The 12,832-nt window shown below is 63.6% G+C and carries 11 protein-coding genes, 1 tRNA gene and 1 pseudogene; 10 read left to right on the forward strand and 3 right to left on the reverse strand.

Going from position 1 to position 12,832, the window contains the following annotated elements:
• Positions 1-30 precede the first annotated feature (30 nt).
• A complete protein-coding gene (locus tag JWQ24_RS07045; RefSeq protein WP_299806050.1) occupies positions 31-204 on the reverse strand; it encodes a hypothetical protein in 174 nt (57 codons plus the stop codon).
• Between the two features lie 207 nt (positions 205-411).
• Between JWQ24_RS07045 and fdnG the strand changes: the two genes are divergently transcribed.
• The 10 genes and pseudogenes from fdnG (at position 412) to JWQ24_RS07095 (ending at position 11,296) form a co-directional block, all read left to right on the forward strand.
• Positions 412-3,492: a formate dehydrogenase-N subunit alpha gene (gene fdnG, locus JWQ24_RS07050; protein ID WP_299806052.1), complete on the forward strand. Its 3,081-nt coding sequence runs from the start codon at positions 412-414 to the stop codon at positions 3,490-3,492.
• Between the two features lie 13 nt (positions 3,493-3,505).
• A complete protein-coding gene (gene fdxH, locus JWQ24_RS07055) occupies positions 3,506-4,441 on the forward strand; it encodes a formate dehydrogenase subunit beta (RefSeq protein ID WP_299806054.1) in 936 nt (311 codons plus the stop codon).
• Entirely contained in the window at positions 4,438-5,121 is a 684-nt protein-coding gene (locus JWQ24_RS07060) for a formate dehydrogenase subunit gamma (protein ID WP_299806056.1), read from the forward strand. The genes fdxH and JWQ24_RS07060 overlap by 4 nt, the downstream gene beginning before the upstream one ends.
• Positions 5,122-5,204: 83 nt before the next feature.
• Positions 5,205-6,122 (forward strand): formate dehydrogenase accessory protein FdhE, encoded by a 918-nt coding sequence (gene fdhE / locus JWQ24_RS07065; protein WP_299806058.1) that lies wholly within the window; start codon positions 5,205-5,207, stop codon positions 6,120-6,122.
• Positions 6,123-6,129: 7 nt separating this feature from the next.
• Positions 6,130-7,548, forward strand: coding sequence for an L-seryl-tRNA(Sec) selenium transferase (gene selA / locus JWQ24_RS07070; protein WP_299806060.1), 1,419 nt, complete (start codon positions 6,130-6,132; stop codon positions 7,546-7,548).
• A gap of 40 nt (positions 7,549-7,588) precedes the next feature.
• Positions 7,589-8,320, forward strand: a complete 732-nt coding sequence (locus JWQ24_RS07075) for a tetratricopeptide repeat protein (RefSeq protein WP_299806305.1) — start codon at positions 7,589-7,591, stop codon at positions 8,318-8,320.
• Positions 8,317-10,149: pseudogene (selB, locus tag JWQ24_RS07080) on the forward strand (selenocysteine-specific translation elongation factor); the annotation flags it as partial. The gene JWQ24_RS07075 and the pseudogene selB, both read left to right, overlap by 4 nt.
• A 174-nt stretch (positions 10,150-10,323) precedes the next feature.
• Positions 10,324-10,419, forward strand: a tRNA-Sec gene (locus JWQ24_RS07085).
• Positions 10,420-10,437: 18 nt separating this feature from the next.
• Positions 10,438-10,923, forward strand: a complete 486-nt coding sequence (locus JWQ24_RS07090; protein WP_299806062.1) for a hypothetical protein — start codon at positions 10,438-10,440, stop codon at positions 10,921-10,923.
• On the forward strand, positions 10,910-11,296 hold the full coding sequence (locus JWQ24_RS07095; protein WP_299806064.1) for a hypothetical protein: 387 nt from the start codon (positions 10,910-10,912) through the stop codon (positions 11,294-11,296). Before JWQ24_RS07090 ends, JWQ24_RS07095 begins: the two co-directional genes overlap by 14 nt.
• A 348-nt stretch (positions 11,297-11,644) precedes the next feature.
• Here the strand turns inward: JWQ24_RS07095 and JWQ24_RS07100 are convergent, their stop codons facing one another.
• Both JWQ24_RS07100 and JWQ24_RS07105 read right to left on the reverse strand, forming a co-directional pair.
• Positions 11,645-11,959 (reverse strand): hypothetical protein, encoded by a 315-nt coding sequence (locus JWQ24_RS07100; RefSeq protein ID WP_299806066.1) that lies wholly within the window; start codon positions 11,957-11,959, stop codon positions 11,645-11,647.
• Positions 11,960-12,192: 233 nt separating this feature from the next.
• A complete protein-coding gene (locus JWQ24_RS07105) occupies positions 12,193-12,774 on the reverse strand; it encodes a recombinase family protein (RefSeq protein ID WP_299806068.1) in 582 nt (193 codons plus the stop codon).
• Positions 12,775-12,832: the final 58 nt, after the last annotated feature.

Genomic DNA, 12,832 nt, shown 5'->3' on the forward strand with positions numbered 1-12,832 from the left:
CGCGATTTGGAGATCAACGCGCGACGATCGTCAAATCAATTCGCGGAGCCGGCAGCGGCAATATGGCGCAGGAGTAGTTGTGTTGCAATGCAGCGTCTTGAAGTAGTGCATCGCTGCGATGAGCCGAACTACACTTTGAAGCTGCCGGGCAAGCTGCGCGCGTTGATGCGCAGCAAATTCGCCGCCGGTATTTTCGATACTCACGATCTCTTGTGCAGCCCGGCGTCTCGCATATTGCATTGCCGCAGACATTCCCGGAGTTCGTCTCCGCGGGATAAGTTGACTTCGACGACTTCTGAACTCTACCTTGTTTTCGCTAGACAGATTCTACGCTTGTTCTACGCTTGGCGCGCTTGCGTCCTCCGGAGCCGCGTAATGGCCGGAGGGTTAGGTCTCGAAGGAGAACCGGCCATGAATATCGAAATCTCTCGACGCCAATTAATGAAGGGCACCGGCGCCGGACTGGCGGTGACCACGCTGGGCGCCCTCGGTTTCGGCGACATGGAAACAGCGTTCGCGGCATCGATACGCCCCTACAAGCTGGCCAGCCTGACCGAAACCCGCAACACCTGCACGTATTGTTCGGTCGCCTGCGGTATCATCATCTACGCCAAGGGTGATGTGAAGAAGGGCGAGCGGGCCGACATCATCCACATCGAAGGCGACACGGATCATCCGACCAACCGCGGCACGCTGTGCCCGAAAGGCGCCGCGCTGCTCGACATCGTGCATGCCAAGACCCGGACGCTCTACCCGCAGGTTCGCAAGCCGGGTTCCGACAAGTTCGAGCGGGTGTCCTGGGATTTCGCGTTCGACCGCATCGCGCGGCTGATGAAGGATGACCGCGACAAGAACATCGTCGCGAGAAATAATGACGGCGTGACGGTCAACCGATGGACGACCACCGGCTTCCTCGCCGCATCCGCCACCACCAATGAGACGGCGTGGACGACCTACAAGGTGGTGCGCAGCGCCGGGATGGTCGTCTTTGACAATCAAGCGCGTGTCTGACACGGCCCCACGGTAGCCAGTCTGGCTCCAACATTCGGCCGCGGCGCAATGACCAACTCGTGGACCGACATCCGGAACACGGACCTCGTCGTGATCATGGGCGGCAATGCCGCTGAGGCGCATCCGTGCGGCTTCAAATGGGTCACGGAGGCGAAGCAGAACCGTGGCGCCAAGCTGATCGTCGTTGACCCCCGCTTCACGCGCTCGGCGTCGGTGGCCGACTTCTACGCGCCGATCCGTCAGGGCAGCGACATCGCCTTCCTGCTCGGCGTGATCAACTACTGCATGCTGAACGACAAGGTGCAGTGGGAATATACCAAGGCGTTCACCAATGCGGCCTATCTGATCAAGGACGGCTTCGACTATCAGGACGGCCTGTTCACGGGCTACGACGAGACCAAGCGCGACTACGACCGCTCGAGCTGGGAATATCAGATCGGGCCCGACGGTTTCGTCATGACCGATCCCACGCTGCAGCACCCGCGCTGCGTCTGGAACCTGCTCAAGAAGCATGTCTCGATCTATACGCCGGAGATGGTGTCGCGGATCTGCGGCACACCGCAGGACAAGTTCGTCAAGATCTGCGAGATGATCGGCGAGTGTTCGTCGCCGACCAAGACCATGACGTCGATGTATGCGCTCGGCTGGACCCAGCATTCCAAGGGCTCGCAGAACATCCGCGGCATGGCGATGCTGCAGCTCATCCTCGGCAATATCGGCGTGCGCGGCGGCGGCATGAATGCGTTGCGCGGCCACTCCAACATCCAGGGCCTGACCGACATCGGGCTGATGTCCAACATGCTGCCGGGTTATCTGACCCTGCCGGTCGAACGCGAGCCTACCTTCGACAGTTACATGTCGACGCGCGGTTTCAAGCCGTTGCTGCCGAACCAGACCAGCTATTGGCAGAACTACAAGAAGTTCTTCGTCAGCTTCCTGAAATCGATGTGGGGCGACGCGGCGACGCCGGAGAACAACTTCGCCTATGACTGGCTGCCGAAGATGGACGTGCCGACCTATGACATCCTGCGTGCCTTCGAATTGATGAAGGAAGGCAAGATGAACGGCTATTTCTGTCAGGGCTTCAATCCGCTGATGGCGTTCCCCAACCGCAAGAAGGTGACGGATGCGCTTTCCAGGTTGAAATTCCTCGTCATCATGGATCCGCTGCAGACCGAAACGTCGCGGTTCTGGCAGAATCACGGCGAGCACAACGACGTCAATACCGCCAATATCCAGACCGAGGTGTTCGAGCTTCCGACCACCTGTTTTGCCGAAGACGAGGGTTCGCTCACCAATTCCGGCCGCTGGCTGCAGTGGCACTGGCCGGCCGGTAGCCCGCCGGGCGAAGCGCGCACGGACAACTGGATCATGGCGAACATTTTCGTGCGGCTGCGCGAATTGTATCGCAAGGAGGGCGGCCCGATCGCGGACCCGATCCTCAATCTCGACTGGCGCTACAAGGATCCGTATGAGCCGACCGCCGATGAACTGGCGAAGGAGCTGAACGGCTCGGCTCTCGATGACGTCATGGATCCCAACGATCCGACCAAGGTCGTGCTGGCCAAGGGCAAGCAGGTCGTCAGCTTCGCGGCGCTGCGCGATGACGGCAAGACGGCGTGCGGATGCTGGATCTATTCCGGCTGCTACAACGAGGCCGGCAACAACATGGCGCGCCGCGACACCAGCGACCCCGACAACACCGGCGCCTATCTCAAATGGACGTGGGCGTGGCCGCTCAATCGCCGCATTCTGTACAACCGCGCCTCCGCCGACCTCAACGGCAAGCCGTGGGATCCCAGCCGCAAGTTGATGGAGTGGAATGGCACGGCTTGGACCGGTTACGACGTGCCGGATATCGCACCCAATGCGAAGCCGCAGGATGTCGGGCCGTTCATCATGAACCCGGAGGGGTCGGCGCGGCTGTTCGTGCGGGGCATGATGCGCGATGGCCCGTTCCCGGCGCATTACGAGCCGTTCGAGTCGCCGATTGCGAATGTGATCGCGCCGAAGATTCGAGGCAATCCGGCTGCTCGCGTGTTCAAGAACGACATGGAGCAGTTTGGCGACGCCGCGGAATTCCCCTATGCGGCGACATCGTACCGGCTCACCGAGCATTTCCACTACTGGACCAAGCACGCCCGGATCAACGCCGCGCTGCAGCCCGAATTCTTCGTCGAGATCAGCGAGGAACTGGCGAAGGAGAAGGGCATTACACTCGGCGGATGGGTGCGCGTCTGGTCGAAGCGCGGCTCGATCAAGGCCAAGGCGGTGGTCACCAAACGGATCCGGCCGCTGATCTGCGACGGCAAGACGGTGCACGTCGTCGGCATCCCGATCCATTGGGGCTTCATGGGTGAAGCGAAGAAGGGCTGGGGGCCGAACTCGCTGACGCCGTTCGTAGGCGACGCCAACATCGAGACGCCGGAGTTCAAGGCATTTCTGGTCAATATCGAAGCCATCGCCGGGCCTGTGGCCTAGGGAGGATATCGCCGTGTTTCCCCCGATCCCCAATCCCCCCCTGCAGTCCGCGCCGAAATTCGGCGAGCAGGACATGGTGCGTCGCTCGGCGTCGAGCGTCGCCGCCCCCGCGCGTCAGCTTGAGCCGATGGCCAAGCTGATCGACGTGTCGAAATGCATTGGCTGCAAGGCCTGCCAGGCGGCCTGTCTGGAATGGAACGACCTGCGCGAGGAGGTCGGCGCCAACCACGGCGTCCTCGACAATCCGTCCGATCTGTCGCCGCAGAGCCTCACGGTGATGCGCTTCACCGAATGGATCAATCCGGAATCCGACAATCTGGAGTGGCTGATCCGCAAAGACGGCTGCATGCATTGCGCCGACCCCGGCTGTCTCAAGGCGTGCCCGGCGCCCGGCGCGATTGTGCAGTACTCCAACGGCATCGTCGATTTCGATCACGACAAGTGCATCGGCTGCGGCTACTGCGTGAAGGGCTGTCCGTTCGACATCCCGCGCATCTCCAAGGTCGATCACAAGGCCTACAAATGCACCTTGTGTTCGGACCGTGTCGCCGTCGGCCAGGGACCGGCCTGCGCCAAGGCCTGCCCGACCCAGGCGATCGTATTCGGCACCAAGGACGACATGAAGAAATGGGCCGATATCCGCATCACGGATCTGAAATCGCGCGGCTACAAGAATGCCGGCCTGTACGATCCGCCGGGCGTCGGCGGCACCCATGTGATGTACGTGCTGCACCACGCCGACAAGCCTGAGATCTACGCCAACCTTCCGAACAATCCGAGGATCAGCCCGATCGTCGAGGTGTGGAAAGGCATGACCAAATATGTCGGCATGGCGGCGATCGGCGCCTTCGCGGCGATCGGTTTCATGCATCACCTGGTGTCGGGCGCCAACCGCGTGTCGCCCGAGGACGAGGAGAATGCCAAGCGTCTGACCGGGAGCAATCCATGACGGCGTATGACGTCGAGACCGGCGATCAGGTTCATCCCGGCGATCCGGTTACGGTGGATCGCTACACGAAGGGCGCGCGGATCAACCACTGGATCACTGCGACCTGCCTCGTGCTGCTGGCGCTGTCGGGGCTGGCGCTGTTTCATCCCAGCCTGTTCTTTTTGACCTGGCTGTTCGGCGGCGGGCAATGGACCCGCACCGTTCATCCGTGGATCGGCGTGGTGTTGTTCTTCTCCTTCAGTGGCCTGTTCATCCGCTTCTGGCGCGCCAACCTGTGGCAGCGCGAGGACGGCGTCTGGGTCTCCCGGATTCGCGACGTGGTCGGCGGCCATGAGGAACGACTGCCGGAAGTCGGCAAGTACAATGCGGGCCAGAAGGGGGTGTTCTGGGGCATGTCGCTGCTGATCATCGTCCTCATCATCAGCGGCTTCGCGATTTGGGACCAGTATTTTGCGGCCTATACGACGATCGACCAGAAGCGCATTGCGATACTTGTTCATGCGTTGGCGGCGGTGGTTATCATCTGCGTCTGGATCGTTCACGTCTATGCGGCGATCTGGGTGCGCGGCACGATCAGCGCGATGACCAACGGCCGCGTGACCGGCGGCTGGGCGTGGCGGCATCATCGCAAATGGCTGCGCGAACTGGTCGGTGGCAAGGCCGGTCGTCCGGAAGGCTGATCGTTCTTGTGTGGGCGCATCGCTGCGCTAGTCTGTCGGGGTTCTGCTTTGCACGTGGCCCGTGTGGTTCGTGAGGTAACTGGATGAGCAAGATCGATTCATTGCAGCCCGATCCGACCGTAATTGGAGAGGTTGCCGAGCCGCCTCTCGCACGGCTTCCCGATCCAGCAACACTTTTCAATATCCGTGCCGAACGTCTTCGCGAGCTTTCCGCGCAGCATCAGCTGGCGTCGTTCCTGCTATTTTTGTCCGGCCTGTCGTCCTGCCAGCACGCGTTGCAGGACGGGTTGCCCGACGTCGATCTGCCCGGCGAACCGGAACGCCAGCGCGCCCGCGACCACGCGATGCCGCCGCTGGGCGGCGGTCGGTTTACGGCGGATGCCGCATACGATGCCACGCTGGAGCGGCTGCTGACGCTGGCGGCCGGCGTGGACATGCCTGAGGCCGCGCGAACAGCGCTGGCAAGTGTGTCCGCGGCGGATGCCGCAACGCGCACGGCACTCGCGGAAGCGGTTCTCGCCAACGAAATCCCGGTGCAGGACTTCGCCGCGCATGTCTTTGTCGCTGCCGCGCTGCAGGTGCATTATGCACGATTGGCCTCGGCGCTGGAGATGAAAAAGCTCGTCCCGGTCGGTGACGGTGTTTGTCCCGCGTGCGGCGGCGCGCCGGTGGCATCGATGGTGGTCGGCTGGCAGGGCGCGCATGGGGCGCGGTTCTGTGTCTGCTCGCTCTGCGCGACGCAATGGAACTATGTGCGGATCAAATGCACGTTGTGCAGCTCTACCGAGGGCATCATCTATCGCGAGGTGGAAGGCGGCAACGGCACGCTTTGGGGGGAGACCTGCGACAAGTGCCGCGGTTACGTCAAGATCCTGCACCAGCATAAGAACCCCGCGCTCGATCCGGTGGCCGATGACGTCGCCAGCCTCGCGCTCGATCTTCTGCTACGCGAGGACAGCTACCGGCGCGGCAGCGTCAACCCGTTCCTGCTCGGCTATTGAGGGCGCGATGGCGAAAACCGTGACCGCCAAGCTGCGAAGGCTGCCCTCGGTCGACGAGGTCCTGAGGTCGGACGCAGCATCGGCTGCGATCGAGCGCTTCGGGCGCCCGGCCGTGGTCGGAGCCGTGCGCCGTATTCTCGCAGAGTTCCGCGCGCGGGGCGCTGTGGCCGGACAGCTGGATGATGTGGTCGCAGAAGCGGTTTCCCAGCTCGAACAACTCGACAAGCCCAGCCTTCGCGCGGTGTTCAACCTGACCGGCACGGTGCTGCACACCAATCTCGGCCGCGCGCTGCTGGCCGAACCGGCGATCGCTGCCGCCACCGCCGTGATGCGCTCCGCGGTGGCGCTGGAGTTCGATCTGGAGGATGGCCGGCGCGGCGAACGCGACGATCATCTGCGCGGGTTGTTGTGCGAGTTGACCGGTGCGGAGGACGCCACCACCGTCAACAACAATGCGGCGGCGGTTCTGCTGGTGCTCAACACGCTGGCGCTGCGCCGTGAGGCAATTGTCTCGCGCGGCGAGTTGATCGAGATCGGCGGCGCGTTCCGGCTGCCGGAGATCATGTCGCGCGCCGGCACCAAACTGGTCGAGGTCGGCACCACCAACCGCACGCATCCGAAAGACTATATCGGCGCGATCGGCCCGAAGACCGGGATGCTATTCAAGGTGCACACCTCGAACTACCGGATCGAGGGATTCACCAGGGAGGTCGCTGCCCGCGAACTGGCAGTTATCGCGGCCGAGCGAAAGATTCCGCTGGTGCACGATCTGGGCTCCGGCACGCTGGTCGATCTCGTGCCGTTCGGGCTGGCGCACGAGCCGACGGTGGCGGAAGCGATTGCCGATGGCGCCGATCTCGTTACCTTCTCCGGCGACAAGCTTTTGGGCGGTCCGCAGGCTGGCTTCATCGTCGGGCGCAAGGACCTGATTGCGGCCATCAACCGCAACCCGATGAAGCGCGCGCTGCGCCTCGACAAGATGCGTATCGCAGCGCTTGAAGCGACGCTCAGGCTGTATCGCAATCCGGATCGTCTCGCGCGCGAACTGCCGACGTTCCGCCTGCTGTCGCAGCCGGTGGCTGATATCGAAGCGCGCGCGCGTCGCCTGCAGCGTGTCCTGCAGGCCGCGGTCGGCGCGGCTTTCGCTGTCGAGGTCGTCGCCTGTGAAAGCCAGGTCGGCTCGGGCGCGTTGCCGATGGCCACGCTGCCGAGCGCCGGGCTCGCGGTTCGTCCCGTCGCCCGCCGGAGCGCCGGGCGCTTGCTGAAGCGGCTGGCCGCAGGGCTGCGTAGCCTCGACATTCCCGTCATCGGCCGGATCGAGGATCAGGCGTTTATCCTCGACCTGCGATGCCTCGACGACGAGAGCGCCCTTGCGGCGAATCTGGCCTCGCTCGACCTTTCGGAGGCACGCGATGAACCGGACTGAAACGGTCACGCTGCTCGATGCGCGTTCGGTGCCCGACCAGATGGAGGCGGCGCGCGAGGCGTTCGTGCGCGGCGACTATCCGACGGCGCTGGAGATCTGGGGACCGCTGGCGAATGCCGGCATGGCCGGGGCGCAGGCCTATGTCGGCGCCTGCTTTGCAGAAGGCTGGGGCGTCGAGCCGGATTATCCGCTCGCGGTGCGCTGGCTGACACTGGCGGCGGACGCCGGCGACCGCGAGGGGCAGCGCAATCTTGCCGCTTTGTATTTTCGCGGTGACGGCGTGCCGGAGGACTTCAGGCGCGCCTCGAAGCTGTACCGCGCCGCCGCCGAGGCCGGCGACGGGCCGGCGCAGGACATGCTGAGCTGGATGCTGCTGGAAGGCGAGGTCATGATCCATGACTACGCCGAAGCGCGAAAATGGGCGCTGGCCGCAGCCGAGCAGGGTGTTGCCTCGTCGATGACCCGGCTCGGCATGCTGTATCACGACGCGGTGGGCGTCGAGCGCAACCCGGAGCTCTCGGTGCAATGGTGGCGGCGCGGCGCCGAGCGCGGTGATGCCGACGGTCAGGCGATGCTCGGCGCCGCCTGCTATCTCGGCGCCGGCACGGCGCGGGACCCGCAGCAGGCACTGGTGTGGCTGTTGCGCGCGGGCACTGGCAGGAGCGCGCTCGCCTCACGTTTCCTCGGCGCGACGCGCGGCGTCCTCACGCCTGCCGAGATTGCCGAGGCCGAGCGGCAAGCCCGGCAGCCATTGCCCGGGCCGTCGCCATGATCATCGGGACCGCAGGCCATATCGATCACGGCAAAACCTCGCTGGTGCGCGCGCTCACCGGTGTCGAGACCGATCGGCTGAAGGAAGAGAAGGTCCGCGGCATCTCGATCGATCTCGGTTTCGCCTATCTGCCGGACGCCGACGGATCGGTGCTCGGCTTTGTCGATGTTCCCGGCCATGAGCGCTTTATTCACAACATGCTGGCCGGCGCCACCGGCATCGACTTCGTCATGCTGGTGGTCGCCGCCGATGAAGGTATCAAGCCGCAGACGCGCGAACATCTCGCCATCGTCGATCTGCTTGGCATCAAGCGCGGCATTGTAGTGCTGACCAAGGCCGATCTCGCGTCGCCCTCGCGGCAGGCGGAGGTTGCGGCGGAAATCGCCGACGTGCTGCGTGCAACGCGGCTGGCGGATGCGCGCATCGTCCCCGTCTCCACTGTGACAGAAGCCGGCATTGCGGAGCTGCGCGCGGAACTGCTCGAGATCGCGCGCAGCTTCGGAGCACGCGCGGCGTCCGGCCGCTTCCGCCTGGCGGTGGACCGCTCGTTCACGCTGACCGGCGCAGGCACCGTGGTCACCGGCACGGTGTTGTCAGGCGCGGTGGCGAACAACGACCGCGTGACGATCTCGCCCTCGGGGCTTTCGGCGCGCGTGCGCTCTATCCACGCGCAGAACCGGCCGAGCCCGCGCGGCATTGCCGGCCAGCGCTGCGCGCTTAACCTCGTTGGCGAGGACATCAGCAAGGACGCGATTGCGCGCGGCGACGTCGTGCTCGATCCCATGCTGCACGCGCCGACCAGCCGCATCGACGCGGAACTGCGGCTGTTGGCCTCGGAGACGAAACCCGTCACCCAGTGGATGCCGGTCCGGCTGTTTCATGCCTCCGTGGAAGTCGGCGCTCGCGTGGTGCTGCTCGAAGAAGGCGCCATCGCGCCCGGCCAGTCCGGCTATGTGCAACTGGTGCTGGAACAGCCGATCGCCGCGGCATCGGGCGATCGCTTCGTGGTGCGCGACACCACCAGCCAGCGCACGATCGGTGGCGGGATCTTGCTCGATCTGCGCGCGCCGGCCCGCAAGCGCCGGACGCCGGCGCGCCTCGCCCAGTTGCGCGCGCACGCGCTGGGCGATCCCGCCGCGGCGTTGGCCGCATTGCTGGACATCGCGCCGTATTATATCGACCTGCCGGCCTTCGCGCGGGATCGCGCGCTGTCCGATGCGCAGTCGCAGGAGATTGTCGCCCGGCTGTCGGTCGTCACACTGGAAACGCCCGGTGGCGCCTTCGCCATGTCCGCACCGCTGCATCTCACGCTGAAGCAAACGCTGCTGGCCACGCTGCAAGCCTTCCATGCCGACATTCCCGATCTGCCGGGCATCGGTCTGGAGCGGCTGCGCCTGCAACTCGAGCCCCGGCTGCCGGCGCCGGCGCTGCTGGCGGTGCTGCATGGCCTCGTCGAAAGCCGGAGTATTGCGCTTGATGGCGCCTGGGTGCGTCTTGCCGGCCATGAGGTGCGCCTGACCGATGAGGACGAGCAGCTGTGGGCAAGCATCGCTCCGCTGCTGTCGGGGGCGGAGCGATTCCGTCCGCCGCGGGTGCGCGATATCGCGACGTTGCTGGCGTTGAAAGAGGCCGACGTCCGCCGCTTGCTGAAACTGCTTGGGCGCATGGGGCGGGTCGACGAGATGGCGCACGATCATTTCTTTCTCCGCGCCACGGTGGCCGAAATGGTCGGCATCGTCACCAGCCTCGGCGAGGGCCAGCCGCAGTCGCAGTTCTCCGCCTCGCAGTTTCGCGATCGCGTCGATAATGGCCGAAAGGTCGCGATCCAGATCCTCGAGTTTTTCGACCGGCATGGCGTGACGATCCGGCGCGGCGACCTGCGTCGCGTCAACCGGCATCGTCTCGATCTGTTTCGCACCCTGCCGGACGCGGATTCGCGTGCTGCCGATATTCCTGCAAGTACTTCTGCAAGTATTTCTGAAAGTACTCCTGAAAATATTTCAGGAGGAGAATCGTCCCTGGTGGGGCGTCCGGACTTCAAATCCGGGAGGGGCCGCGAGCCGGTCTCTGGTGGGTTCGACTCCCTCTCTCTTCCGCCAAGATGAAAAGGGCTCCTGATGGACGCCGAAGCTGCCTATCTCGATTCGCTGCGCCGCGCCGCGCACGCAAGCGCCGTCGCGGAAGAAGAGTTTCGCAGCCAGATCGCCGCGCGCATCCGGCATTTGGAACAGGAGCGTTCGTTTGCGTACCGGCGCTTCAATCTGATCAATGAAGTGTCCGGCGCCGTCGCCAGCGCCGAGAGCGAGGAAATCGCGGTCGCGGTCGGCTCCGCAGTGCTTCGCGCCAAGCTCGGCTGGGTTAGCGACAGCGAGGCCCGCATCGCCGTCGTCTCGGCTTTCGCGCCGGTGGCGCAAGCCATGTTTGGCAGCCTCGCACCGGCGGAAAGCGCGGACAAGCTCAAGTCCGAGCCCAAGTCCGGGCTCAAGCCAGACGTGATGGCGGCGCTGGCGCAATTCGAGGCCTGGTACCTGGAGACACATCCGGGCGCGTTCTGGGTGCTGTTCGAGAACTACATTCCGGAGACACCCGTTGTCGATTTCTAGCAAGGCCGACGCCGCTACCGATTTCGACCGATGGATCGCGACCGCGTTCGCGGAGCTGGGTCCGTTCACGGCGCTCGCCGTTCTCGTGGAGATCGCGGGCCCGCGCGTCGCGCCTCTAAACTCGACGTTTCTCAACGTGATCGGCGACGAGATCGATTGGGGCGGCATCACGCTTCTGTTCGCCGGCACCGGGCGACCATGGGACGGCGCGGCCTTCTTCCCGGAACTCGCCGAGGGCGGCCCGCTGGACAACCCGACCGCCCGCGCGCGGCTGCGCCTGCTCGAACAGCGCCTCGACGACGATCGGCTGGTGCTGAACGAGGGGCACTTCTTCGACAAATGGGGTCGGCGCATGAAGATCGAGGAAGTCTGACGGCCGCGACGGCAATGATGCGTCTGCTGTTTCTTCCAACAGCCCATTAAATAGAAGCGGGGCTGGTGCTGCCACACAGGGTCGAACTGTGAAAGATGGCGGCATTACCTTTGATTACATTGAGTTTTTCGGGATCGTTCGGGCTTGCTGTGTAGCAGCGCTGTGAGTAGTTGTCACGTTCAGCGACCGCTGCAAAAGGCCATCCTTGATGCGATCAATGGCTTCCGGGCATGGTCTATGCCTCCCGTGGCATGGCGGTCGAGGTCGCGCTATCTCCCTGCACAGACAATGGGGAAGGTAATCTGGTCGGCAGTGGCTATCGATCGGGCTTATAGTTGTGGCGGCTGCTTATGTAGCCTCAACTAACGCCGCAGACTGCTTGATGAATTTCAAGTCCTTCATCGTCAGGAAGGCGTGGACCCGATGTTCCTTGAAGTCCTCAATATGGACTACGGTATTTCCACTCTTCTCCTGCCAAGAGATCATATACAGCTCATCGCGTAGAGGTGCGATAGTGATATCGACTGTATGCGAAGAACCCTTCGGAAGGTCCGGGCTCTTCTCGACGATGAATTCCAGCGACTTTTCACTTACGAAGTGCAGATAAAACGACATCGTAGGAAATTCCACGTAATAACGTTTGCCGATCATGGGATATGTCATCGATGCTCTCCAAAATTTAGATCATCCGATCAGTTGGTAGCTTCCTATGAAACAAGCACCTCAACAATATCGGACATTTCCCAAAGCCTCATGGACCATCGTCCGACAGGCCCGCAAAAGCACTGATAGGGCCGCATGGATCATCATGCCGCTGCGGGATCGGCCTTGATGCGGTAGACCGTCTGTCGGCTCAGCTATCGTCGTTAGACTATCCCCGATTACAGGACACTATCTCAGTCCCCGGTGGCTGCAACTTCAAGGGCGCGGTACACGGAAGCTCGACCGATCCCCAACGCCTTCGCGATGGCAGACGGCCCTATGCCCTGCGCCTTCAACGCCTTGACCTTGGCGGTGTCGATGCTGGGCTTGCGTCCCTTGTAGACGCCCTCGGCCTTTGCCTTGGCGATGCTTTCCATCTGGCGCTCCTTACGCAGGTTCGTCTCGAACTCGGCGAACACGCCCAGCATGTCGAGGAACGCCTTGCCTGCTGCGGTGCCGGTGTCGATCTGCTGCTCGGTGGCCTTGAGGCTCGCGCCCTTAGCCCTGACGGCGCGGACAATGTCTTGAAGGTCACCGATGCTGCGAGCCAAGCGGTCGATCCGGGTCGCCGCCTCGACTTCCGCCGCGACCTGGGGGCACTTCGCCTTGGCCTGAGCCCGATCCGCCGTACCCAGCGAGATGCTGATGTGGTCCTTGAACCATCCCGGTGGGCGCTGAGCCTTGGGAACCTTGGCAAGGGCAGCTCGCACGTTGGCGGGGATGCGGCGACGATAATACCAATTGTCGGAGCCGGTACGCTTGGTGGGGCAGGCCATTCTCAACACCATTGTGCAGCACCTGTGTGTATCAGGAGCGGCCCGAAAGTCTCAATGA

It is taken from the genome of Tardiphaga sp. (assembly GCF_028290495.1).
In the GTDB taxonomy this organism is placed as follows: Bacteria; Pseudomonadota; Alphaproteobacteria; order Rhizobiales; family Xanthobacteraceae; genus Tardiphaga.

What these genes read in the sequence shown, in the direction of transcription:
- JWQ24_RS07060 (WP_299806056.1), top strand. Translation starts at nt 4,438, where the DNA reads ATGACGGCGTATGACGTCGAGACCGGCGATCAGGTTCATCCCGGCGAT.
- fdhE (WP_299806058.1), top strand. Translation starts at nt 5,205, where the DNA reads ATGAGCAAGATCGATTCATTGCAGCCCGATCCGACCGTAATTGGAGAG.
- selA (WP_299806060.1), top strand. Translation starts at nt 6,130, where the DNA reads ATGGCGAAAACCGTGACCGCCAAGCTGCGAAGGCTGCCCTCGGTCGAC.
- JWQ24_RS07075 (WP_299806305.1), top strand. Translation starts at nt 7,589, where the DNA reads ATGGAGGCGGCGCGCGAGGCGTTCGTGCGCGGCGACTATCCGACGGCG.
- JWQ24_RS07090 (WP_299806062.1), top strand. Translation starts at nt 10,438, where the DNA reads ATGGACGCCGAAGCTGCCTATCTCGATTCGCTGCGCCGCGCCGCGCAC.
- JWQ24_RS07100 (WP_299806066.1), bottom strand. Translation starts at nt 11,959, where the DNA reads ATGACATATCCCATGATCGGCAAACGTTATTACGTGGAATTTCCTACG.
- JWQ24_RS07105 (WP_299806068.1), bottom strand. Translation starts at nt 12,774, where the DNA reads ATGGCCTGCCCCACCAAGCGTACCGGCTCCGACAATTGGTATTATCGT.